This window comes from Peribacillus sp. YIM B13472 (genome assembly GCF_042788005.1).
GTDB lineage: Bacteria > Bacillota > Bacilli > Bacillales > DSM-1321 > Peribacillus > Peribacillus simplex_E.
On sequence record NZ_JBHZPG010000002.1, the window covers coordinates 181,971 to 205,889 of the forward strand.

The 23,919-nt window shown below is 42.6% G+C and carries 25 protein-coding genes and 2 riboswitches; of the genes, 22 read left to right on the forward strand and 3 right to left on the reverse strand.

Features of this window, described 5'->3' with window-relative positions; translation table 11 throughout:
- Nucleotides 1-49 precede the first annotated feature (49 nt).
- From ACFX4I_RS02565 to rodA, 5 genes are all read left to right on the forward strand, one after another.
- A complete protein-coding gene (locus tag ACFX4I_RS02565) occupies nucleotides 50-973 on the forward strand; it encodes a metal ABC transporter solute-binding protein, Zn/Mn family (RefSeq protein WP_377418970.1) in 924 nt (307 codons plus the stop codon).
- A gap of 12 nt (nucleotides 974-985) precedes the next feature.
- Nucleotides 986-1,741, forward strand: a complete 756-nt coding sequence (locus tag ACFX4I_RS02570) for a metal ABC transporter ATP-binding protein (RefSeq protein ID WP_230300539.1) — start codon at nucleotides 986-988, stop codon at nucleotides 1,739-1,741.
- A 7-nt stretch (nucleotides 1,742-1,748) separates the two neighbouring features.
- On the forward strand, nucleotides 1,749-2,675 hold the full coding sequence (locus ACFX4I_RS02575; RefSeq protein WP_214791276.1) for a metal ABC transporter permease: 927 nt from the start codon (nucleotides 1,749-1,751) through the stop codon (nucleotides 2,673-2,675).
- Nucleotides 2,672-3,553 carry a metal ABC transporter permease gene (locus ACFX4I_RS02580; protein WP_377418974.1) on the forward strand — a complete coding sequence of 294 codons (882 nt, stop codon included), beginning with the start codon at nucleotides 2,672-2,674 and terminating at the stop codon, nucleotides 3,551-3,553. The genes ACFX4I_RS02575 and ACFX4I_RS02580 overlap by 4 nt, the downstream gene beginning before the upstream one ends.
- Nucleotides 3,554-3,700: 147 nt before the next feature.
- Nucleotides 3,701-4,873: a rod shape-determining protein RodA gene (gene rodA, locus ACFX4I_RS02585; RefSeq protein ID WP_230300538.1), complete on the forward strand. Its 1,173-nt coding sequence runs from the start codon at nucleotides 3,701-3,703 to the stop codon at nucleotides 4,871-4,873.
- 81 nt (nucleotides 4,874-4,954) lie between these two features.
- On the opposite strand, the gene ACFX4I_RS02590 is transcribed toward rodA, so the two are convergent.
- Together ACFX4I_RS02590 and ACFX4I_RS02595 are read right to left on the reverse strand one after the other, a co-directional pair.
- Nucleotides 4,955-5,290 carry a spore coat protein gene (locus ACFX4I_RS02590; RefSeq protein ID WP_377418977.1) on the reverse strand — a complete coding sequence of 112 codons (336 nt, stop codon included), beginning with the start codon at nucleotides 5,288-5,290 and terminating at the stop codon, nucleotides 4,955-4,957.
- Nucleotides 5,291-5,303: 13 nt separating this feature from the next.
- Nucleotides 5,304-5,582 carry a hypothetical protein gene (locus tag ACFX4I_RS02595; protein WP_377418980.1) on the reverse strand — a complete coding sequence of 93 codons (279 nt, stop codon included), beginning with the start codon at nucleotides 5,580-5,582 and terminating at the stop codon, nucleotides 5,304-5,306.
- Between the two features lie 149 nt (nucleotides 5,583-5,731).
- Between ACFX4I_RS02595 and ACFX4I_RS02600 the strand changes: the two genes are divergently transcribed.
- Nucleotides 5,732-6,649, forward strand: a complete 918-nt coding sequence (locus tag ACFX4I_RS02600; RefSeq protein WP_377418982.1) for a proline dehydrogenase family protein — start codon at nucleotides 5,732-5,734, stop codon at nucleotides 6,647-6,649.
- Between the two features lie 49 nt (nucleotides 6,650-6,698).
- On the opposite strand, the gene ACFX4I_RS02605 is transcribed toward ACFX4I_RS02600, so the two are convergent.
- The gene (locus tag ACFX4I_RS02605; protein WP_072273724.1) at nucleotides 6,699-6,833 is read right to left on the reverse strand and encodes a YuzL family protein; all 135 of its coding nucleotides are present in this window, start codon (nucleotides 6,831-6,833) and stop codon (nucleotides 6,699-6,701) included.
- A 162-nt stretch (nucleotides 6,834-6,995) separates the two neighbouring features.
- Between ACFX4I_RS02605 and ACFX4I_RS02610 the strand changes: the two genes are divergently transcribed.
- From ACFX4I_RS02610 to sufU, 16 genes are all read left to right on the forward strand, one after another.
- Nucleotides 6,996-9,425: a 3-hydroxyacyl-CoA dehydrogenase/enoyl-CoA hydratase family protein gene (locus ACFX4I_RS02610; RefSeq protein WP_377418985.1), complete on the forward strand. Its 2,430-nt coding sequence runs from the start codon at nucleotides 6,996-6,998 to the stop codon at nucleotides 9,423-9,425.
- Nucleotides 9,426-9,498: 73 nt separating this feature from the next.
- Entirely contained in the window at nucleotides 9,499-10,677 is a 1,179-nt protein-coding gene (locus ACFX4I_RS02615; RefSeq protein WP_377418988.1) for an acetyl-CoA C-acetyltransferase, read from the forward strand.
- A gap of 68 nt (nucleotides 10,678-10,745) precedes the next feature.
- Nucleotides 10,746-12,533 carry an acyl-CoA dehydrogenase family protein gene (locus tag ACFX4I_RS02620; protein WP_377418991.1) on the forward strand — a complete coding sequence of 596 codons (1,788 nt, stop codon included), beginning with the start codon at nucleotides 10,746-10,748 and terminating at the stop codon, nucleotides 12,531-12,533.
- 141 nt (nucleotides 12,534-12,674) lie between these two features.
- Nucleotides 12,675-13,031, forward strand: coding sequence for an arsenate reductase family protein (locus ACFX4I_RS02625; RefSeq protein WP_230300582.1), 357 nt, complete (start codon nucleotides 12,675-12,677; stop codon nucleotides 13,029-13,031).
- Nucleotides 13,032-13,126: 95 nt separating this feature from the next.
- Complete coding sequence (gene gcvH / locus ACFX4I_RS02630) at nucleotides 13,127-13,510, forward strand: glycine cleavage system protein GcvH (protein WP_034310122.1); 384 nt, start codon at nucleotides 13,127-13,129, stop codon at nucleotides 13,508-13,510.
- Between the two features lie 92 nt (nucleotides 13,511-13,602).
- A complete protein-coding gene (locus ACFX4I_RS02635; protein ID WP_048688210.1) occupies nucleotides 13,603-13,968 on the forward strand; it encodes a toprim domain-containing protein in 366 nt (121 codons plus the stop codon).
- Nucleotides 13,969-13,971: 3 nt separating this feature from the next.
- Nucleotides 13,972-14,280, forward strand: coding sequence for a thioredoxin family protein (locus ACFX4I_RS02640; protein ID WP_230300581.1), 309 nt, complete (start codon nucleotides 13,972-13,974; stop codon nucleotides 14,278-14,280).
- A 145-nt stretch (nucleotides 14,281-14,425) separates the two neighbouring features.
- Nucleotides 14,426-14,532, forward strand: a riboswitch (SAM riboswitch).
- A gap of 100 nt (nucleotides 14,533-14,632) precedes the next feature.
- Nucleotides 14,633-15,943, forward strand: a complete 1,311-nt coding sequence (locus ACFX4I_RS02645; protein ID WP_283932353.1) for an O-acetylhomoserine aminocarboxypropyltransferase/cysteine synthase family protein — start codon at nucleotides 14,633-14,635, stop codon at nucleotides 15,941-15,943.
- A 117-nt stretch (nucleotides 15,944-16,060) separates the two neighbouring features.
- A riboswitch (SAM riboswitch) is annotated at nucleotides 16,061-16,173 on the forward strand.
- A 153-nt stretch (nucleotides 16,174-16,326) separates the two neighbouring features.
- The gene (locus ACFX4I_RS02650) at nucleotides 16,327-17,361 is read left to right on the forward strand and encodes a methionine ABC transporter ATP-binding protein (protein ID WP_283932352.1); all 1,035 of its coding nucleotides are present in this window, start codon (nucleotides 16,327-16,329) and stop codon (nucleotides 17,359-17,361) included.
- Complete coding sequence (locus tag ACFX4I_RS02655; RefSeq protein ID WP_230300530.1) at nucleotides 17,354-18,022, forward strand: methionine ABC transporter permease; 669 nt, start codon at nucleotides 17,354-17,356, stop codon at nucleotides 18,020-18,022. The genes ACFX4I_RS02650 and ACFX4I_RS02655 overlap by 8 nt, the downstream gene beginning before the upstream one ends.
- A 15-nt stretch (nucleotides 18,023-18,037) precedes the next feature.
- Nucleotides 18,038-18,874 carry a MetQ/NlpA family ABC transporter substrate-binding protein gene (locus tag ACFX4I_RS02660; protein ID WP_309519684.1) on the forward strand — a complete coding sequence of 279 codons (837 nt, stop codon included), beginning with the start codon at nucleotides 18,038-18,040 and terminating at the stop codon, nucleotides 18,872-18,874.
- A 673-nt stretch (nucleotides 18,875-19,547) separates the two neighbouring features.
- Nucleotides 19,548-19,688, forward strand: coding sequence for a YuzK family famiily protein (locus tag ACFX4I_RS26385; protein ID WP_483878221.1), 141 nt, complete (start codon nucleotides 19,548-19,550; stop codon nucleotides 19,686-19,688).
- A gap of 451 nt (nucleotides 19,689-20,139) precedes the next feature.
- On the forward strand, nucleotides 20,140-20,925 hold the full coding sequence (gene sufC / locus ACFX4I_RS02665; protein ID WP_377418996.1) for a Fe-S cluster assembly ATPase SufC: 786 nt from the start codon (nucleotides 20,140-20,142) through the stop codon (nucleotides 20,923-20,925).
- 15 nt (nucleotides 20,926-20,940) lie between these two features.
- The gene (gene sufD, locus ACFX4I_RS02670; RefSeq protein ID WP_230300527.1) at nucleotides 20,941-22,242 is read left to right on the forward strand and encodes a Fe-S cluster assembly protein SufD; all 1,302 of its coding nucleotides are present in this window, start codon (nucleotides 20,941-20,943) and stop codon (nucleotides 22,240-22,242) included.
- The gene (locus tag ACFX4I_RS02675; RefSeq protein ID WP_076368172.1) at nucleotides 22,242-23,471 is read left to right on the forward strand and encodes a cysteine desulfurase; all 1,230 of its coding nucleotides are present in this window, start codon (nucleotides 22,242-22,244) and stop codon (nucleotides 23,469-23,471) included. The genes sufD and ACFX4I_RS02675 overlap by 1 nt, the downstream gene beginning before the upstream one ends.
- Nucleotides 23,461-23,889 carry a Fe-S cluster assembly sulfur transfer protein SufU gene (gene sufU, locus ACFX4I_RS02680; RefSeq protein WP_076368171.1) on the forward strand — a complete coding sequence of 143 codons (429 nt, stop codon included), beginning with the start codon at nucleotides 23,461-23,463 and terminating at the stop codon, nucleotides 23,887-23,889. The genes ACFX4I_RS02675 and sufU overlap by 11 nt, the downstream gene beginning before the upstream one ends.
- The last annotated feature ends 30 nt before the right edge of the window (nucleotides 23,890-23,919 follow it).

The following is a 23,919-nucleotide window of genomic DNA, read 5'->3' on the forward strand; positions in this document are numbered from 1 at the left end:
TTGCACATGGCAAACTATTTTAGAGAGATGAAAAAGGGAGGGAATTTGGGTGGGTTTTCTGAAATCTATTGGGAGCTTGCTTGTTGCATTGCTGATTTTAACGGGGTGCGGCAATGCTACGGTCGAAAGTGATAAAGGCAATGGTAAGCTGAATGTCGTTACAACAACGGGAATGATTGGAGATTTGGTTGAGAATATCGGCGGTAAACATGTCGAGGTCACCAGTTTAATGGGTCCGGGAGTCGACCCCCATCTATATAAAGCGACACAGGGTGATGTTAAGACACTGGATTCGGCTGATATGATTTTTTATAACGGTGTGCATCTTGAAGGGAAAATGACGGATATATTTGAAATGATGAGCAAGGATAAACCGACGATTGCCGTCACGGAGGACTTCAAGGAGAACCAACTTCGCAAAGTGAGTGCAACGGAACATGATCCCCACGTATGGTTTGATGTAAAGCTTTGGATCGTTGCGGCAAAGGCAGTTAAGAAAGAATTGATTGCCAATGATCCGGACCATGAAGCAGAGTTTCGTGAAAATTATGAAGAGTACGTTCTGCAATTGGAGGAACTTGATAAATATGTTCAAGATGAAATTAATAAAATACCAAAAGATCAACGGGTGCTCGTTACAGCGCATGATGCTTTTGGGTACTACGGTCAGTCATACGGCCTGGACGTAAGAGGGCTCCAAGGGATCAATACATTATCGGAATATGGATCAAAAGATGTGACGGATATGCGGAATTATCTTGTGGAGAACAAAATTAAAGCGATTTTCATTGAGTCAAGCGTACCAAGGAAGGCCATCGAGGCTGTCATTCAAGGAGCAGGTAAGCAGGGTCACAAAGTGGAAATCGGCGGTGAATTGTTCTCGGATGCCATGGGTGAAAAAGGGACGGAAGAAGGAACGTATATCGGAATGGTCCGTCATAATACCGACATAATCGTCCGTGCTTTGAAATAAGGGGGAGAAACTATGAATCTATCAGCTTTGAAGGTCGAGAATTTAACGATTGCTTATCATAAGAAGCCGGTTGTCGAAGATGTCTCATTTGAGGTGCCGGAAGGGAATTTAATCGGTATCATTGGCCCCAATGGAGCAGGGAAGTCCACATTGATAAAGGGGATACTCGAATTGATCCCCAAAATATCGGGGCAAATCACAATAAAGGGTTCTACTTATAAATCGATGAGGAAGAGTATCGGCTATGTACCACAACGGGAGTCAGTGGATTGGGATTTTCCGACCAACGCACTCGATGTCGTGATGATGGGCAGATATGGTCATCTCGGATGGCTGAAGCGACCAGGTAAGTCCGAAAGGCAGAAGGGGATGGAGTGCCTGGAAAAGGTGGGGATGGCTGAATACGCTAACCGACAGATCAGCCAGCTATCAGGTGGACAGCAGCAACGGATATTCCTGGCCCGTGCTTTGGCACAGGAAGCGGATATTTATTTTATGGATGAACCGTTCGTAGGGGTGGATGCCGCAACAGAGAAAGCGATCATACAATTGCTGATGGAATTGAAGGAAAAAGGCAAAACCGTTCTGGTTGTGCACCATGATCTATCGACCGTGAAGGAATATTTCGACTGGACGATGTTATTGAATAAAAAGGTTATGAAAATAGGTCCGACGGAGGAAGTATTCATTCCCGAACACTTACAGGCAACATATGGAGGCCGCCTAGCGATACTATCAGACACGAAGTCCGGCCTTTTATTAAAATGAGGTGTACATGATGAACATACTGGATATTATTACTGATCCAAATACAAGGTGGATATTGCTTGGCACGATGTTCCTCGGATTAAGCAGCGGGGTCATCGGCAGCTTTGCCTACCTCAGAAAGCAGTCTTTGCTTGGCGACACGCTCGCACATGCAGCGTTACCCGGTATCTGTGTCGCCTTTATGTTAACTGGAGTGAAATCCACTTCCTACTTTCTAATAGGTGCTGCCCTGGCTGGCTTAGTGGCTGTCTTCTTGATCAGTGTGCTTACGAGATACAGTAAGATCAAGCAGGATGCGGCTTTGGGAATCGTCTTATCTTCCTTCTTTGGCTTCGGAATTGTCATGCTTACACAGATTCAGCAGAGTGAGTATGGAAACCAGAGTGGATTGGATACCTTTTTATTTGGGCAGACGGCCTCAATGGTCATGTCAGATGTATATATGATGATGACTGTTTCCTTTATTCTCATTTTCACTTGTACCGTATTTTTTAAAGAATTCAAATTACTGTCCTTTGACCCTGGGTTTGCTAAGGGGATGGGATTGCCGGTTGTTTTTCTGGATTATTTCATCATGATGCTGATCGTGGCAGCTGTGGTGATCGGTATCCAGGCTGTAGGCGTCGTATTGATGGCATCTTTACTGATCACGCCTGCGGTTTCTGCGAGGTATTGGACGGAGCGGCTGCATATCATGGTCATCCTGTCTGGTATATTCGGAATGTTGAGCGGTGTGTCTGGAACGTTGATCAGTACATCGGTCAATGATTTGCCTACAGGACCGTTAATTGTTTTATCCGCGACCGTATGGTTTTTCTTTTCCATGCTTTTTGCACCTAAACGCGGAGTGCTTTCATCTATATGGAGAAGGGTATCGACGAAAAAGAAATATTCTCTCGAACAGAATAGAAGGAAAGGGAGCCACTCATCATGAATGATTTTTGGATTATTTTAGTCGGAGCATTGGTGGCGAGTGCTTGCAGTGTATTAGGATGCTTTTTGATAGTCAGGAAAATGACGTTGATTGGGGATGCCATCAGTCATTCCGTTTTGCCGGGAATCGTATTGGCATTTTTAATAACCGGCACTCGTGACTCTGTTCCAATGCTGATAGGGGCAGCTGCGCTCGGTTTGCTCACCGTATTCTTGATCCAGCTTTTCCAATCGTCGGGCGTTCAATCTGACGCAGCGATCGGGATTGTATTCACTTCACTTTTTGCAACGGGGATCGTACTCGTGAGCTTGTATACGCAACAAATAGATTTTGACCTGGAACATGTCCTTTATGGCGAAATAGCCTATACCCCCTGGAACACGATGACAATAGCGGGAATCGAAGCAGGACCAAAGGCTGTTTGGATTGTCGGCAGTTGCTTTATCCTGAACCTCATACTGATCTTCCTTTTCTTCAAACAGTTTAAACTCGTGTCATTTGATTCATCACTTGCGGCTGCAATGGGAATTCCTGTACTGTTCTTTCATTACTTATTGATGAGCCTCATTTCACTGACAACTGTAGCTTCTTTTGATAGTGTAGGTTCCATTTTAGTAGTTGGAATGCTCATCATACCTGCGGCGACGGCCTATCTGCTGTCAGACCGTTTAAGCCGCATGATATTGGTCAGTATCGGGGTCGGGGTGCTAAGTTCCGTCATCGGCTACTATTCAGCCACCATTTTGGATGCCTCGATATCAGGTTGCATGGTGGGATCGGCCGCCATATTATTCGGATTGGCTTTTCTCTTTTCCCCAAGCAATGGATTGGTCAGCAGATTGCTGAAACGGAGAAAATCAAAGGAATTACATGCATAGTTCCCCCTGCCTACAGGCTTCATGGAAATAACTCCATGAAGCCTGTAAACAATTCTTCGATATAGTTGTGATTTTATTTGTTTAAAGTATAATGAATAAGTGTATTTATAGATGTATCGCAGGAGCCTTTTTAAGGGAGAGTTAAGTATGGAAGAACAAAATAAATTTTCATCTCGAATAGATTTTTCTTTGGTCACAATATTGCTGTTATTATGCGTTGGAAGTTGCCTAGCAATCTATAGTGCCCAAACGACTGGACAGTATGCTGAAAACTTCTTAATTAAACAAATTTTTTGGTATATAGTGGGGATTGGAATCGTATTAGGGTTCATCACACTGGATTCGGACCAACTGAAAAAAATCTCTTGGTATGCCTATGGGTTCGGATTGTTTTTGCTATTTTTGCTGATCATTATGCCAGAAAGCATCGTACCTAATATAAATGGTGCAAGAAGCTGGTTCAAAATTCCGGGAGTCGGTTCGATTCAGCCATCGGAATTCATGAAGGTTTTCCTGATTTTGGCTCTAGCCAATGTCATATCGAACCATCATCTCAAAAATACACTGAAAACGATTCAAACGGATATTTGGCTGCTTATTAAAATCGGTCTTGTGACCGGTGCCCCCTTAATGTTAATCATGCAACAGCCGGATTTGGGTACCTCGCTTGTCATCATGTCAATCATGCTCGGAATGATTTTCATATCAGGGGTAACATGGAAGATCCTGCTGCCGATCGTTTCGGGAGGAATTGCCGTCGCTTCAACGGTCCTTTACTTTGTTATTTGGAAGCCGGAGATCCTGGTAAAATACTTAGGGGTAAAAACCTATCAATTCGGACGTATCTATTCTTGGCTGGATCCATATAATTATGCGAGCTCCGAAGGGTATCACCTTACCAGATCCTTACTGGCTATCGGCTCCGGCCAGACCACAGGCAAGGGAATCGGTTCGAGGGAAGTGTATTTACCTGAGAGTCATTCGGATTTCATTTTCAGCATCATCGGTGAAGAATTCGGTTTCATCGGATCAAGCATCATCATTTCCTTGTTTTTCCTATTGATTTACCACATAACAAAAACGGGAATGGACACGAAAAATAACTTCTATACATATATCTGTGTTGGCGTTATAAGCATGTTGACGTTCCACGTTTTTCAAAATATCGGCATGACTGTAGGCCTTTTACCGATTACGGGGATTCCGCTTCCATTTGTCAGTTATGGAGGAAGCTCGCTAATGGGGAACATGATGGCCATGGGCTTAATATTCAGCATTCGGTATCACTATAAGAAGTATATGTTTTCAACGGATATCTAAAAATAAAGCCGGCCCCCCATGGGCCGGCTTTACTTGTAGCACAAAAACAAAAGGAGCAGAATCCACCCCTTGAATGTTTGCTTATTGAATGTTCGTTCCAGATGGAAATTGATTTTTATAACCGGAAAATTGTTGATACGATTGGCCTAAGCTGGTTGCTTGCGCCTTTTCCAAACTATACCAGCCTTTTTCGAACATAAGGTTATAGAGTTCTCGCTGCATCTCCTGATTTTCTTTGGAAACGGAGAAAATGTCTTGGAATAATGCTTGGTTACTCATTTCATGCAGGGCAACGGAAAGGGAGTTACAAAAGTACTTTTCAGTTGTGAGCATATCATTTATAAAATCCCTGTCATTCATTTGCGGTGTCTTTACTATGGGAGATTCTGGATTTTGGACTTTGTTTTCATTGGGCATCAAGAACCCTCCTTTACTGGTATTGTTGTTGACCCTGGTTTTGGTCCGGGTTCAAATGTTTCAAAATGGTATCGTAATGGCGTTGATGCATGAGTCCGCACCGATTTAACGCATCAATGATTTGCGGGTCCTTGCATTGTGTGGCAAAAAAATGTGCTTTTTTAACCGCATTAAGATTCCATGCAAGCATATCGGTTAAGTATAAGCTATCTTTCACCGAAACCATTTCCGGCGGCTGTTTCATAAAGCCGGCGGACTGCTGTAGGCTGTTAAACGAATTTTGCTGTTCCATCATTCTACCTCCTTAAGTGTTCTATAAACGAGCTTAATTTTCCCTTCATGAATATTTTTTATTCTTGATTCTAAATATCTGAAAAATGAATTAAATGGTAAAATAATCTTGTGCATCTATTTTCCAAAATGATTTGGAGGGGAATGCAGATGGAAAGAGCTTTGAAAAATCTATTCCTTTTTTTATCAAAGAATAAAGGCATGACAAAGGCAGCGAAAAAATACGGGCTGCGGTTTGGGGCATCTCGTTTTGTGGCAGGGGAATCCCTGGATATGGCATGTGAAGTGATTGCAGATCTTAACCGGAAAGGGCTTGCTGTCACCATTGATTATTTAGGTGAATTCATTGAAGATGAACAAGAAGCAAGGAAGATGGCAGATGAGTGCATCGAAGCGATCTGCATGATCGGCACAAATGAACTGGATTCACAGTTATCCCTGAAGCTGACCTCGATGGGCCTGGATGTGTCCGAGCGAGTCGTAATGAATAACATGCGGAGGATATTAGATGAAGCTAAAGCCCATCGTGTTTTCGTGACGCTTGATATGGAAGATTTTCCGCGCTGTCAGCCGACTTTGGATGTATTCAAAAACCTTAAGTCTGAATATAATGAATTGGGGACTGTCATCCAAGCTTATCTGTATCGGACTGAGAAGGATATTGAGGAACTGGATGCATACCAGCCGAATCTAAGACTTGTTAAAGGGGCTTATAAAGAACCGAGGGAAGTGGCCTTTCCCGAGAAAAAAGATGTGGATGAGAATTTCAAGAAAATCATCAAGAAGCATATGCTAAATGGCCATTACACAGCCGTTGCCACACATGATGATAAAATCATTGATTATACGAGGGACTTGGTCAAAGATCAGGGAATTCCCCTGGATCGATTTGAATTTCAAATGTTATATGGCATCCGCACTGAAAAGCAGCTTGAACTTGCTAAAGAAGGATATAAGGTAAGGGTGTATGTTCCATATGGTACGGATTGGTATGGATATTTCATGCGCCGCCTTGCGGAGAGACCTGCAAATATTGCTTTCGTTTTAAAAGGCCTATTCAAGAAATAGGAAGTGAGAGCCGCCCCGGAAAAGGAACGGCTGCTCAAATCAAGAAGGATTATCTTTTGAACTGATTGTTCTGGCTGTTCACTTTATTGATTCCATGTTGACGTTCGGCGCCAGGCCCGGCATTGCCTTTAACGCTTGCTGCGCTTACGGCTGCTTTAGAAGGATTATCTTTACGCTTCATTATATAGGTCACCTCCTGCCAGGTTATTTTTTGCTGAACGGAGGAGAAATAACCAAAAGAACCCGGAGAAAAAAATATTTTTTTCCTGTTTAATCATTGCGGAATTTCCAAATATATTCTATATTAGTAATAAGAAAAAATATTCAAAATTTTTTTGCATTAAAAATGAATGAGTATTCATTCAATAAATTACGTAAGGGGGATATAAACTTGGTTCGACAAATACGAAAGGCTGCTGTTCTAGGGTCAGGAGTTATGGGATCAGGGATTGCTGCACACCTTGCTAACATCGGCATTCCGACTTTATTATTGGATATTGTACCTCGTGAACTCACTGAGGATGAAAAGAAAAAGGGACTGACATTAGATAATAAACAAGTGCGTAACCGCATCAGCCAAACTGCGATTACGAAACTTTTAAAACAGAAACCAGCTCCGCTTTCGGCTAAGGGAAACATTGCGTTGATCGAGGCGGGAAACCTGGAAGATGATATAAGTCGTATAAAGGATGTCGATTGGATCATTGAAGTGGTCGTTGAGAAGCTTGAGGTTAAGCAAAGTGTGTTTGCCCAGGTTGATCAGCATCGTAAACCGGGAAGCATCGTGTCATCGAATACATCCGGAATTTCAATCGAAGCGATGGCAGAAGGCCGTTCGGAGGACTTTCAACAGCACTTCCTGGGAACCCACTTCTTCAATCCGCCCCGTTATCTTAAATTGTTGGAGATCATCCCTACTAAAGCAACTTCACCAGAAGTGCTCGAATTCGTGAAACGATTCGGCGAAGATGTACTGGGAAAAGGTGTCGTCGAAGCCAAGGATACCCCTAACTTCATCGCAAACCGCATTGGAACTTATGGTTTATTGGTCACTTTGCGGGAAATGCAAAAAGGCGGATACAGTGTTGGTGAGGTCGATTCGGTTACAGGTCCGTTGATTGGAAGGGCAACTAGCGCGACTTTCCGGACACTTGATGTAGTTGGATTGGATACCTTTGCACATGTTGCCAGAAACGTTTATGACCAGGTGGATGGAGAAGAAAAGGAAGTTTTCAAAATACCTGATTTCATGAATGAAATGCTTAAGAATGGGTGGCTTGGAAGCAAGTCAGGCCAAGGTTTTTTCTTGAAAAAAGGCAAGGAAATCCTTGAACTGAATCCCGAAACCCTTGAATATGATGCACGAAAAAGATTAAAAACGCCTTCCATCGAAATGGCTAAACAGGCCAAGGGCTTGGGAAATAAAATGAAAGCGCTTGTTTATAGTGAAGACCGTGCCGGCCAATTACTTTGGAATGTTCTGAATCCGGCGCTTGTGTATTCTGCCCAGCTGCTTGGGGACATCGCGGATGACATCGTGGCGATCGATCAAGCGATGAAATGGGGCTTCGGATGGTCCACAGGTCCCTTTGAAACCTGGGATGCGATAGGTATAGAAAAATCGGTAGCCCGAATGGAAGCGGAAGGCATCACCGTTCCGCAATGGGTTAAGGATATGCTCGCTAAAGGCATCACTTCTTTCTATAAAGAAGAAAATGGCATTGTTCACTATTATGATGATGGTGAATATAAAGAACTTGTCGAAAATCCTAAAGTGATCAATCTTAAAGCGATCAAGAAGCAAAAAGGCGTAATCAAGAAAAACAGTGGTGCAAGCTTGATGGATATCGGCGATGGAGTGGCTCTTCTTGAATTCACTTCACCGAATAATGCGATCGGTCTGGATATCATGCAAATGATCAATGCGGCGGTCGACGAAGCGGAAGCGAATTTTAAAGGCCTGGTCATCGGAAACCAAGGAAAGAACTTCTGTGTAGGCGCTAATATTGCAATGATGCTGATGGAAGCGCAGGATGACAATATTTTTGAACTCGATATGGTCATTAGCCAATTCCAAAAGGCGATGCTTAAAATTAAGTACAGTGCAGTTCCCGTAGTGGTAGCCCCGTTTAATATGACACTTGGCGGGGGTGCTGAAGTGTCACTTCCGGCAGCCCGCATCCAGGCAACGACTGAAACGTATATGGGGTTAGTGGAAGCTGGCGTAGGTTTGATCCCAGGCGGCGGCGGGACTAAAGAACTTTATGTGAAGACGTTGAAGAATATGCCGAAGGGCGTCGACTTCGACTTACAGAAAGTGGCCAATCAAGTATTTGAAACGGTTGCCATGGCAAAAGTTTCGACCTCAGCCGAGGAAGCGAGAGAGAATAATTTTCTTAATGCAGCTGATGGAATAAGCGTGAATGCGGATCATCAGCTATATGATGCGAAACAGGCGGTGCTTTCCATGCATGAACAAGGTTATACCGCTCCAGCCCGCACAAAGATCCCTGTCGTAGGTGAAACGGGATATGCCGCACTGCTATTAGGGGCGGAATCCATGCGCCTTTCAGGATTCTTATCAGATCATGACCTTGTCATAGCCAAAGAGCTTGCATACGTCCTGGCAGGAGGAAAACTCCCATTTGGCACGGAAGTAGATGAACAGTATATCTTGAACCTAGAAAAACAGGCATTTCTAAAACTGATTTCGACTCCGAAATCCCAGGCAAGGATGCAGCACATGCTTGTTAAAGGTAAACCACTCCGTAATTGATGAATAGATGAAGATATGGCCAAAAACGAAGATTAATAGTTCGATAGCTTAAAAATGAGTAAGGGGGATCCTCATGAAAGAAGCGGTAATAGTAGCTGGGGCAAGGACTCCGGTAGGAAGAGCGAAAAAAGGTTCTCTTGCTAGTGTACGTCCTGATGATTTAGGGGCTCTTGTTGTAAAGGAAACGTTAAAGCGGGCAGGTAAATATGAAGGCACCATAGATGACCTGATTATCGGTTGTGCAATGCCTGAAGCGGAGCAAGGGTTGAACATGGCGCGTAACATTGGAGCATTGGCAGGATTGCCTTATACAGTACCGGCCATAACGATTAATCGTTACTGTTCAAGCGGGCTGCAAAGTATCGCTTATGGAGCGGAAAGAATCATGCTCGGCCAAAGTGATACAGTCATTGCAGGCGGAGCGGAATCCATGAGCCTTTTGCCGATGATGGGCCATGTAACACGTCCGAACGCGAAACTTGCGGAAACGGCACCGGAATATTATATGGGCATGGGTCACACTGCTGAAGCCGTTGCAAAAAAATACGGCATTTCCCGTGACGATCAAGATGCATTTTCGGTTAGAAGTCATCAAAAGGCGGCTAAGGCCATTGCAGAAGGAAAGTTTTCCGATGAGATCGTACCGGTTGAAGTGACCCTCCGTTCAGTGGGACCAGATCTTAAATTAAAGGAAAAATCATTTACTTTTACACAGGATGAGGGCGTTCGTCCAGGCACGACTGCTGAAGTGCTAAAAAAACTAAGACCTGCATTCTCTGTTACGGGATCCGTAACAGCTGGGAATTCATCACAAACGAGTGATGGTGCAGCCGCGGTCATGGTCATGGATAGGGAAAAGGCCTCTTCATTAGGTATGAAACCGATGGGTAAGTTCCGTTCCTTTGCTGTAGCAGGAGTACCGCCTGAAATTATGGGCATCGGACCGATTGCAGCCATTCCTAAAGCTTTGAAACTAGCGGGTCTTGAGTTATCGGATATTGGTTTATTTGAATTGAATGAAGCCTTTGCATCCCAATCCATTCAAATCATTCGTGAGCTCGGATTGAATGAAGAGATTGTCAATGTAAATGGCGGAGCCATCGCCTTAGGCCATCCACTAGGATGTTCAGGAGCAAAATTGACATTGAGCCTGCTTCATGAAATGAAGCGCAGAAACCAACAGTTCGGAGTCGTGACAATGTGCATCGGCGGCGGAATGGGTGCTGCTGGAGTATTTGAATTATTGGCGTAATCCCACGCCTCCCGGAAGCTGTCATGCTTTCGGCGGTTTACCATCTTGAATACTTAGGAGGAAATAACATGTCAAATCAAACTACAGGTAACCTTATTAAAGGCGGAGCCTTTTTAGTGGACGATATTACGTATGATCAAGTGTTTACACCGGAAGATTATTCTGATGAGCATAAAATGATCGCCAAAACTGCCGAGGATTTCGTAGTGAATGAAATTCTGCCGCAGGTTGAACATTTAGAAAACCATGAATTTGACCGTTCCGTTAAATTACTGAAGCATGCAGGGGAAATCGGTTTACTTGGTGCTGATGTTCCTGAGGAATACAGCGGATTGGGTCTTGATAAAATCAGTTCGGCATTGATTACGGAAAAAATGGCGCTTGCAGGCGGGTTCGGAATTACACATGGTGCACATGTAGGTATCGGATCTTTGCCGATCGTATTATTCGGGAATGAAGAACAAAAGAAAAAATACCTCCCTTTACTGGCGACGGGTGAGAAGATTGCTGCGTATGCCTTAACGGAACCAAGCTCAGGTTCAGATGCCTTGGGAGCAAAAACGACGGCGAAATTGAATCCAGAAGGTACACACTATATTTTAAACGGTGAAAAACAATGGATTACAAATGCCGGTTTTGCAGATGTCTTCTGTGTATACGCCAAAATCGACGGCGAACAATTCTCCGCTTTCATTGTTGAGCGCGATTATAAAGGCGTATCAACTGGTGCTGAAGAGAAGAAAATGGGGATCAAAAGCTCATCCACACGTACATTAATACTTGAAGACGTACATGTACCAGTCGAAAACCTTTTGGGTGTAGCCGGAAAAGGGCATGTCATCGCTTTCAATATCCTGAATATCGGCCGCTATAAATTAGGCGTCGGTGCGGTTGGCGGATCTAAACGTGCCCTTGAGATTACAGCTGCTTATACGAATCAACGTCAACAGTTCAAAACGAAAATTTCCGATTTTAACTTGACGAAAGAAAAACTTGCAACAATGGCTGCTAAAATATATGCAGCAGAAAGCTCTGTATATCGTACGGTTGGCCTTTATGATCAAAGACAAAGCAAATTGACGGATGAGCAAGTGAAAGATGGGAAATCAATGGCGGCTGCAGTTGCTGAGTATGCCATTGAGTGTTCATTGAATAAATTCTTCGCTTCCGAAGTATTGGATTATGTTACGGACGAAGGCGTACAGCTTCATGGCGGTTATGGTTTCATGCAGGAGTATGAAATTGAAAAAGCATATCGCGATTCCCGTATTAACCGGATCTTTGAAGGTACAAATGAAATCAACCGATTGCTGGTCCCGGGAACTTTCCTGAAGAAAGCACTTAAAGGGGAATTGCCGCTTCTTCAAAAAGCTCAAGGCTTGCAAGAGGAATTAATGATGATGATGCCGGAAGAACCTGGCGATGAGCCACTGGCACAAGAAAAAATGCTTGTTAGGAACGCTAAGAAAATCGGTATTTTGGCAGCTGGACTAGCGGCACAGAAATACGGCAAAACTCTTGATCAAGAACAAGAAATCCTCTCTAACATTGCCGATATCGTATCCCTTGCCTATGCAGCTGAATCCGTGGTATTGCGTACGGAGAAAGCCATTGCAGCTACAGGCCTGGAGAAGAACAAACAAAAGGTGCTTTACACTGAAATCTTCGTTCAGGAAGCTTTCAATGAAATAGAACAGCATGCAAAAGAAACATTGATTGCAGTGGAAACAGGCGATACTCTTCGCATCATGCTTTCGTCGCTCCGCAAGCTGACAAGACACAATCCGATCAATGTCATTGCGAAAAAACGTGAAGCTTCCATCAAGGTAATCGAAGCGGAAAAATATGCTCTTTAAGCAATGAATCAGAAACTGTAAAGGGAATGCCCGTAAAGGCATTCCCTTTATTTCCTTTGATGAAATCGCATTGGAAATTCAAAAGACATTTCATTGTATTGCGTGCTGAAAACGGGTATTCTATTGATAGGTGGTGAAATGATGGGCTTAACATTATATTGGTACCCAAAATGCGGCACATGCCGTAACGCGAAGAAGTGGCTGGATAATCAAGAACTGCAATATGAAGCGATCCATATAGCGGAAAATCCGCCTTCGCGAACAGAAATAGAACAACTATATAAAATCAGCAATTTGGAATTGAAGAAGTTTTTCAATACTAGCGGTCAAAAATATCGGGAGCTGGGCTTAAAGGATAAGCTGAAAGAAGCTTCTGAAGCAGAGATGCTTGATATATTGTCCACGGATGGCATGCTTCTGAAAAGACCGATTGTTACAGATGGCACCAAAGTGACGGTAGGTTTCAAAGAAGAGCAATTCGAACAGGTTTGGAACTGAAATTTCACAAAATATTTGGTTAATTCCTTACTTAAACAAACAATCTACCTTATAATGTAATAGATAAAATAAGATGTACATATGGAGGGTTAATAATGACAACAACACCAAAAGAACTTCGTTACACTAAAGAACATGAATGGGTCAAAACGGAAGATGGAACAGTGCGCATTGGGATTACGGCTTTCGCACAGTCCGAGCTTGGGGACATCGTATTCGTTGAGCTTCCGGAAATCGGCGATGAATTGAAAGCGAACGAACCATTTGGAAGTGTTGAATCCGTTAAGACCGTTTCTGAGCTTTATGCACCTATCAGTGGCAAGGTTGTTGAAGTAAACGAAGATTTAAGTGACAACCCTGAATATGTAAATGAGTCTCCTTATGAAAAGGCATGGATGGTCGTGCTTGAACCATCTAATAGCAGTGATATTGAAAACTTGATGAGCGCTGAAGAGTATGAGAGTTTAATCAACGGTTAAAAAGAAGGAGAGGGGGGACTGAAAAGGCCTGCTCTCTTTTTCATTTTGTACAGCGGCAGTTGCGCACATAATTCGTGAGATGGAGTGATGACATGGAGTGGGGCGAATTCGATAAAGTGATCATTGTAGAAGGCAGTTCCGATAGAAGAAAAGTTGCCTCCGTTTTAAATGAAGATGTGGAAATAAGATGTACGAATGGGACCATATCATTAACTAAGCTGGATGAATTAGTGGATGAATTGATGGATCGTGATGTTTATCTCCTTTTTGACGCAGATGAATCAGGAGAAAAGCTGCGGAAGCAGTTCCGAAGGGAAATGCCGGAAGCGAACCACTTGTATATTAATAAAATGTACAAAGAAGTGGAAAGCTCACCCGAACATCATATCGCAACTGTGCTACTATCTGCCAATATGAATGTGAAAATGAAATTTTTAAGTCAAAGGGTGAACGATTAATTGATGCAGGAATGGAAAGAAGAAGAGTGTAAGCTTGCTGTTAAAAATGGGGAAACCTTTTGCTTATATTTATATACGCCTTTATGCGGCACTTGTCAGGTTGCCTCCAAGATGCTGACGATATCCTTGGAGCTGTTCCCGGAATTGAAGGCAGGCAAAATGAATATGAACTATGTCCAAGCAATTGCCGAATCATATGAAATCGAAAGTGTGCCTTGTTTATTGCTTTTCAAACAAGGACAGCTGCAAAAAAAAATATATGCCTTTCAATCCGTTCCTTATTTGTACGGATTGCTTAAGGAAATCAGCTAAGAAACCAATCAGAACCGTGGTTGGTTTCTTTGTTGCGGATATTTGAATGCGAGATCGGAATTAAACAAAGAATATTCTAACAATTCATTGACTGATTTATTCTAAAATGATATATTTTGAATTAAGTAATGGCAGAATTTAATAGTTCTTATCAAGAGTGGCGGAGGGACTGGCCCGACGAAGCCCGGCAACCGGTATAAATTTTATATACGGTGCTAATTCCAGCAGAGTGTTGGCTCTGGTAGATGAGGTGTGTTCTTGAGACCTCTTCTTATTGAAGTGGTTTTTTTGTTTATAAATGGCCAGATTTCATATAATTCCAACTAAATCCATAGAAAAAAGGTGAAATAATATGTCAGAGAAAAAGTTGCGTTTCGAAACATTGAGTGTTCATGGCGGTCTGCAAGCTGATGAAACAGGTGCACGTGCAGTTCCTATCTACCAAAGCAATGCATACTTGTTCAAAGACACCGACCATGCAGCGAATTTATTTGGCCTAAAGGAGAATGGCTATATATATACACGACTTCATAATCCCACGGTCAGCGTTTTTGAGGAAAGAATGGCCTTATTGGAAGGCGGTATCGGCGGATTGGCAACAGCAAGCGGAATGGCTGCCATCTCACTTTCAATCCTGAATATTGCCGCTGCAGGTGATGAGATTGTTTCAGCCTCTACATTATATGGCGGTACGTATAACCTTTTTGAAAATACTCTTCCTAAATATGGGATTAAAGTGAAGTTCGTTTCTCCCGATGACCCTGAAAATTTCAAAAGGGCGATTACGCCAAGAACTAAAGCCATTTTTGCTGAAACGATCGGTAATCCAAGTTTGAGGGTGCTTGATATTGAAGCGGTAGCGGAAATCGCCCATGATGCCGGCATACCTTTAATCATTGATAATACCTTTGCGACACCGTATCTTTGCAGACCAATTGATTTTGGAGCGGACATCGTCATCCATTCCGCTACAAAATGGCTTCTGGGAAATGGAACGACACTAGGCGGTGTCATCGTGGATGCAGGGAAGTTCGATTGGAACTCGCCAAACTACCCTGGCTTCACGGAGCCTGACCCAAGTTACGACGGTCTGGTATACGCCGAGGCAGTTGGACCTGCCGCATTCATAACGAAAGCTAGAGTCCAGTTACTTCGTGATTTAGGCCCTGCGCTAAGTGCCCAAAGTGCATTCCAGTTTACGCTTGGACTTGAAACGCTGCACGTAAGGATGAAAGAGCATCTATCAAACACCAAGTCTGTCATTAAATATTTAAAAAACCATCCTGCCGTGACTTGGGTTTCGCATCCTGGTGATGAGGATCATCCCGATAAAGCCCTTGCGGATAAATATTTGCCTAAGGGAGCTGGATCTGTCGTGACTTTTGGAATACAAGGTAATCGCGAAGCTGGGGCAAAACTTATCAATTCGGTGGAATTATGGTCCCATGTGGCGAATGTAGGGGATGCGAAGAGCTTGATCATCCACCCAGCCAGTACGACCCATCAACAATTGAATGAGGCGGGTCTTGCGAAAGCGGGTGTACGTGCCGATCAAGTCCGATTATCCATTGGGATTGAAAATGTAGACGACTTAATAGAAGATTTGGAGCAGGCGATTGAAAAAGCGACGAATATCGTCTCCTTGACTTCCAAAACGCTTTAAGCAAAGTTCCTGTTCATTCTTGAACTAGAAATAATATACATTGCGCTCCTTTTTTATCTATGATAAAATTTCTCCATACTAAAGAACTTAATGATGTACAAATATTCTATATATTAGCTCTTATCAAGAGAGGTGGAGGGATGTGCCCGATGAAACCCGGCAACCGACAAGGAGATTTCCTTGGAAAGGTGCCAATTCACACAAAGTTTAATTACTTTGGAAGATGAGAGAAAGGCCTGCTTTTTCACCTGCCTTTCTGCTCATGCAGAAAGGTTTTTTCTGTTTTAATGGGGAAAACATGTGCATGATATGAGAAACAGACTAATAATGTAGAGAAATCAACTAAGTTCATAGGTTTTATTGGATAAAAGAGGTGAGGATTAATGATTACATTGACGAAAGTCAGTAAGCTGTTCCTAACAGGAAAAGGAAACAGTGAGACGATCAAGGCTGTAAATAATGTGAATGTTGAAATAAATAAAGGCGAGATTTTCGGAATCATCGGTTACAGTGGAGCGGGGAAAAGTACTTTGATCAGAATGCTCAATGGATTGGAAACACCCACAGAGGGATCCGTTGTGGTGGCTGAGAAGGAAATTTCAAAAATTAAAGGGGCTCAGCTCCGTAAGGCCCGTCAAGAAATCAGCATGATTTTCCAACATTTCAATCTATTATGGTCAAGGACCGTTCAGGAAAATATTTCTTTCCCATTGGAAATTGCAGGAGTTTCTAAAACTGAACGAACCAAGCGTGTGAACGAATTGATCAAGTTAGTCGGACTGGAAGGCAGGGAAAAGGCCTACCCTTCACAATTAAGCGGAGGGCAAAAGCAAAGGGTGGGTATAGCCAGGGCTCTGGCAAATAACCCTAAAGTGCTTCTGTGTGATGAAGCGACATCTGCCTTGGATCCGCAGACTACCGATTCCATACTCGAATTGCTTGTTGACATCAATCAGCGCCTGGGATTGACGATCGTCTTGATAACACATGAAATGCATGTAATACGTAAAATCTGTCATCGCGTCGCCGTGATGGAAAACGGGCAAGTTGTTGAACAGGGTCCTGTCCTGGATGTTTTCAAGAATCCTAAAGAACAAATGACGAAGCGTTTCGTGCAACAGGTAACGGAACCAGAAGAAACGAAAGAAACGATGGACCATTTGCTCGAACGTTATCCTGCAGGAAAAGTGATTCAATTGACCTTTGTAGGTGATCATGCAGAAAGCCCGTTGATCACCAAGCTTGTACGTAACTTCGAGTTGGATGTCAATATCGTTCAAGGTAAGATATCCCAAACAAGAAGCGGTTCATATGGAACATTGTTTATCCATCTTGATGGCACAGAGGATGAAATGCTCCGCGCAATCGAATTCATTAAAGCACAGCAGGTAGGCGTGGAGGTGATTACTCATGCTTGAAGAATTATTGCCGAATGTTGATTGGGAAGACATTATTGAAGCAACGAAAGAAACGCTCTACATGACAAGCGTCTCTGTAGTGGCAACCCTTTTTATAGGCATAATATTAGGGTTGATCCTGTTCCTGACAGGGAAGGGTAATATGTGGGAAAACCGGGTAGTCAACGGGGTCATGAGTGCTGTCGTTAATATATTCCGTTCCATTCCATTTCTTATTTTGATCGTGCTGCTCATTCCTTTCACTAAAGCACTTGTCGGATCTATGATCGGAGAGAACGCTGCACTGCCGGCACTTATTATCGGTTCGGCCCCATTTTATGCGCGTATGGTTGAAATCGGCCTTCGTGAAATCGATAAAGGTGTAATTGAAGCCGCTAAATCTATGGGTGCAAAAACGAGCACGATCATTTGGAAGGTCCTTCTTCCAGAGTCGATGCCTGCCCTTATTTCCGGTATAACGGTAACATCGATTGCATTGGTTGGATATACCGCAATGGCCGGGGTCATCGGCGCAGGCGGACTTGGTAATCTAGCCTTTTTGGACGGCTATCAAAGAAATCATAATGACGTTACGCTTGTAGCGACTATCGTTATTCTGATTATCGTCTTCATAATTCAAATTATTGGAGATGTGATTACATCTAAATTGGACAAAAGATAAAGGGAGATGAATAGGATGAAAAAGTTTTTAGGATTTGCATTAATTTTAGTGTTATCTATCGCTTTGGCTGCTTGTGGAAGTGAAAAGGATAAAAGCGGCAGCGATACGGAAAAAGAACCGAAGAAATTAGTTGTAGGGGCTTCCAATGTACCGCATGCTGAAATCCTTGAGGAAGCTAAGCCGCTTCTTAAAGAAAAAGGAATCGAATTGGAAATCAAAACATTCCAGGACTATGTTTTACCGAATAAGGCGTTGAATGATAAGGAATTGGATGCCAACTATTTTCAACATATACCTTTCTTAGAGTCGGCAATTAAAGAGAATGGATATGATTTCGTCAATGCGGGCGGGATCCACATCGAGCCTATCGGTTTATATTCACAAAAATATAAAAGCATCGATAAACTTCCTGATGGAGCAACGATCATTTTAAGCAGCTCTGTCGCTGACCATGGGCGTGCTTTATCACTTTTGGAAAAGAATGGCCTCATCAAGTTGAAAGAGGGCGTCGATAAAACGACAGCTACAACTAAAGACATCATTGAAAATAAGAAAAACCTTAAATTCGACGCTGAATATGAAGCGGCATTACTTCCGAAAATCTATGAAAGCGGCGAAGGCGATGCTGTTTTGATCAACTCAAACTATGCAATCGACGCTGGATTGAATCCATTGAAAGATTCAATTGCGATTGAAGATTCCGAATCACCTTATGTGAATGTCATCGCAGTAAACAAAGGCGATGAAAATAAAGAAGAAATCAAAGCGCTTGTAGAAGTGTTGCATTCTAAAAAAATTCAAGATTTCATTCTTAAGGAATACAAAGGTGCGGTTGTACCGGCGGATAAATAATTCAAGAATGGCGGCCTGATTTAATTCAGGCCGCAGTTTGTAGACAAAAAGGTTTCGGAATGGTCTCATTCCGAAACCTTTTTGATTTTTTATTGGATTTGAAGCAGTTTGAAATGAATAGGCAAACTGTTTTGTTCGTTCATCTTTTACATAATGCGTCGCTCATATTTTTTCCAAACTTAGAGAAGTGGGGCACTTTATCATGGAACCCGAAACCTAAAAACTAACGGTATCATGTTGATTCCAACTCCTTCAATCGTTTTATGCATGGAGCGAATAAAGACTGTAAGCAAAAGGGGTTCTATCTGATTGTTTAGTCTTAGTGGATTGGAACGGAAGGTACGAGACTCCTGCGGCAAAAGCGAGTCCAAGGGAGACCCCGCAGTGCGCTAAAGCGCCGAGGAGGCTCCCGGACCGCCCGCGGAAAGCGAGTGCCTGAAGTGGAAAGTAACGTTCGAATTTTAAAAACCTAAAAAAAACTGTAGACAAACTCAATTATCATCGAGTTTGTCTACAGTCTGCGAACTGATTTAATTCATGTCGTTTTTTCATGTTTAATCATGAAAGTGAAGGGTATAGAGTAATGAAGGTAATAAAATGATACACAAATTTGAAAGGATGGTTCACTATCAATACTCTAGATTTAAATGTAACAAGCGAAATGGAAAAGGCGATGCAGTCTTCACATGGGGTTGGCTACAATGAGTACAGTAGAAACTTAGACCTCCGTATCGAGGTTGAGAAGGAACGGGATAGGGAACATGTAAAGTGCAATAAAATGGTCCAGGACCTACAACGCAAAATTCACGGATAAGTATATAAAAGAGTTCTTTAAAAGATCGGTCTGTAGAGGTAAAATGGAAAGTGGTCCATAAATAAGGGGTGCCTTATTGGATAAACTTACATAATGCCTGACAGTCCGATTTTTTTCTTTTTAAAGCGGAACGTTCATACCTTGCAATCGAATTCTTTGAACATATATTAATAAGGACGAAGATTTGCTGAATAATAAGATAATTTTAACAAAAACTAAAATAACTATGAATATGCAGATAACAGGCTATATCTGTTAGTATTGTAAGAATAGGATGGGTTTTAAACATGGCAGAAGTGGAAACCCTTATCTATTTAGTTGATTCTAAATTGGATTTGTTATAAAATTGGAATGAGAATAAAGTGAGAATGCTTTTACGTAAAATTACAGTAAAGAAAGTAATCTTTACTTTCTGGTAATAAAATTGGAATTAGTTCACGGAGGTATTATTATGTCAGCTTCTACATTAACGGTTAAAGATCTTCACGTATCAATTGAAGGTAAAGAGATTTTAAAAGGGGTAAACCTTGAAGTCAAGGGTGGAGAAATCCATGCGATCATGGGACCAAATGGAACTGGTAAATCCACTTTATCATCAGCAATCATGGGTCACCCAAAATATGAGGTGACTAGCGGAACCATCACATTCGATGGCAAAGATGTATTGGAAATGGAAGTAGACGAGCGCGCTCGTGTCGGTCTATTCCTAGCTATGCAATATCCAAGTGAAATCAGCGGTGTTACAAATGCTGACTTCTTGCGTTCTTCCATTAATGCACGCCGTGAAGAAGGCGATGAGATTTCATTGATGAAATTCATCCGTCAAATGGACCAAAAAATGGAGTTCCTTGAAATGGATGAAGATATGGCGCAACGCTATTTGAATGAAGGTTTCTCAGGCGGAGAGAAAAAACGTAACGAGATTCTTCAATTAATGATGATCCAACCTAAAATTGCAATCTTGGATGAGATTGATTCAGGTCTAGATATCGATGCACTTAAAGTCGTTTCAAAAGGAATCAACGAAATGCGCGGAGAAGACTTTGGATGCTTGATCATCACTCACTACCAACGTCTATTAAATTACATCACTCCTGATTTTGTACATGTTATGATGCAAGGACGTGTCGTTAAATCAGGCGGTCCTGAACTTGCTGCCCGCTTGGAAGCGGAAGGTTATGACTGGATTAAACAAGAATTGGGCATTGACGACGAAACTGTTGGCGAAGAAGCGTAAGTAGGAGGATTTGCAATGACTACAGAAACGAAATTACCGTTTGAACAAGAGGATATAAGCTCCTATTCAACTAAAAATAATGATCCAGCTTGGTTATCCGAGCTTCGGATTCAAGCGTTTTCTGAATTAGAAAAGCTCCCGATGCCAAAGCCGGATAAAACGAAAATCGATAAATGGAATTTTACTTCTTTCCAGACCCATACGGTTGATAGTGACGCTTTTGCCTCTTTAGAGGAGCTTCCGGAAGAAATTAAATCCATCATTGAAGAAAATGAAAACTTATACATTCAACGCAATAATACGCCGGCACATATCAATCTGTCAGCAAATGTGAAAGAACAAGGCGTCATTTTTACGGATATTTTAACAGCGGCTCGTGACCATGCTGAGCTCGTGCAAAAATATTTCATGAAAGACGGCGTTAAGATAAATGAACATCGTTTAACGGCACTTCATGCTGCATTAGTTAATGGAGGTGCATTCCTTTATGTTCCGAAAAATGTAGAAATCAAAGAGCCGATCCAATCGGTCTTCCTATTGGATAATCCAGATACTACACTTTTCAACCATGTCTTGATCGTAGCGGAAGATAATAGCTCTGTCACATATGTAGAGAACTACTTCTCAAGCGTTGAGTCTAACGAAGGTATTGCCAACATCGTAACGGAAGTATTTGCAAATGCGAATGCCAAAGTGGAGTACGGAGCAGTCGATACCCTTTCTAAAGGCTTCACGACATACGTTAACCGCCGTGGAGTGGCAGGTCGTGACGCTCGTATTGAGTGGGCACTTGGCCTGATGAACGATGGAAATACGATTTCAGATAATACAACATATCTAATGGGCGATGGCTCTCACGGTGATACTAAAACCGTTGTAGTCGGACGCGGGGAACAAAAACAGAACTTTACGACAGCGATCATCCATTATGGCAAACGCTCTGAGGGCTATATCCTTAAGCACGGTGTCATGAAAGAAGCCGCATCCTCCATTTTTAATGGAATTGGGAAAATAGAGCATGGCGCTACAAAGTCAAATGCCGAACAAGAATCACGCGTATTGATGTTAAGTGAAAAAGCACGCGGGGACGCCAATCCAATCCTCTTGATTGATGAAGATGATGTAACGGCTGGCCATGCTGCTTCCGTCGGTCGTGTCGACCCTCTTCAACTGTATTATTTAATGAGCCGTGGTATTACTAAGAAAGAAGCAGAAAGACTTGTCATTCACGGATTCTTGGCCCCTGTTGTTAACCAGCTTCCAATTGAGGGAGTTAAAAAACAATTAGTAGCGGTCATTGAAAGGAAAGTGCAGTAATGAACCCATACGAAATTCGTAAGCTTTTTCCGATATTAGATCAAGAAGTCAATGGTCAGCCATTAGTTTATTTAGATAGTGCTGCAACCTCTCAAAAACCGGCTGCAGTGATTGAAGCGATTGAGCAATATTACCGCGGATACAACTCGAATGTTCACCGCGGGGTGCATACACTTGGAACAAAAGCTACGGATGCGTATGAAGGTGCACGTGAAAAGGTACGTAAATTCATTAATGCTTCTTCTACAGAAGAAATCATCTTTACAAGAGGCACAACGACTTCTTTAAATACTGTAGCAAGAAGTTACGGTGGTGCAAATATTAAAGAGGGTGACGAAATCGTCATCTCCTACATGGAGCATCACAGTAATATCATTCCGTGGCAGCAGCTTGCCAAAGAAAAAGGCGCTGTACTGAAGTATATTCCGCTTCAAGAAGATTGCACGATTTCCCTTGATGATGTTAGGGCAACCATTACGGACGCAACGAAAATCGTTTCCATCATGCAGGTTTCGAATGTACTTGGTGTTATCAATCCAGTGAAGGAAATCGCGAAAATTGCCCATGAACACGGTGCTGTAATGGTAGTCGACGGGGCGCAAAGCACGCCGCACCTAAAAGTGGATGTCCGTGATCTGGATTGTGATTTCTTTGCCTTCTCAGGTCATAAAATGGTCGGTCCAACAGGTATCGGCGTATTATATGGCAAAAAAGAACTCCTGGAAAAAATGGAGCCGATTGAATTCGGCGGAGAGATGATCGATTTTGTAGGTTTGCATGAATCTACATGGAAAGAACTCCCGTGGAAATTCGAAGGCGGTACTCCAATCATTGCCGGCGCCATCGGCCTTGGTGCTGCAATTGATTTCTTGGAAGAAATCGGCTTGGATAATATTGAACGGCATGAGCATAAGCTTGCCGCTTATGCAATGGAAAAAATGTCAGCAGTCGAAGGGCTGACCATATTCGGTCCTAAAGATGCTGAAAAGCGTGCGGGTGTAATAACCTTTAATATTAATGACGTACATCCACATGATGTCGCTACCGTTCTTGATGCAGATGGAATTGCTGTCCGTGCCGGTCATCATTGCGCACAGCCATTAATGAAATGGCTTGACGTATCATCGACGGCAAGAGCAAGTTTCTATCTATATAACACGGAAGAAGATATTGATAAGCTCGTATCCGGGCTTGTTAAAACGAAGGAGTATTTCAGTAATGTCTTTTGATAACCTAGATACACTTTACCGACAAGTCATTATGGATCACTATAAGAAACCACGTAATAAGGGCATGCTAGAGGATGGCAGCATGACTATCGATATGAATAATCCAACTTGCGGCGATCGGATTCGTTTAACGATGAAGATTGAAGATGGCAAGGTCAGCGATGTTAAATTCGATGGTGATGGTTGTTCGATATCGATGAGTTCGGCTTCCATGATGACTCAGGCCATTAAGGGCAAAGACGTTGATACTGCCCTAGCGATATCCGAGACTTTTTCCTTAATGATCCAGGGAAAAGAATACGACGATGAGATGGACCTTGGGGATATTGAAGCCCTTCAAGGTGTCTCTAAATTCCCAGCCCGAATCAAGTGTGCTACCTTAGCTTGGAAAGCCATGGAAAAGGGATTGAAGGAATAATTAAATTAAAATGAGCTGTTGTAATTCAGC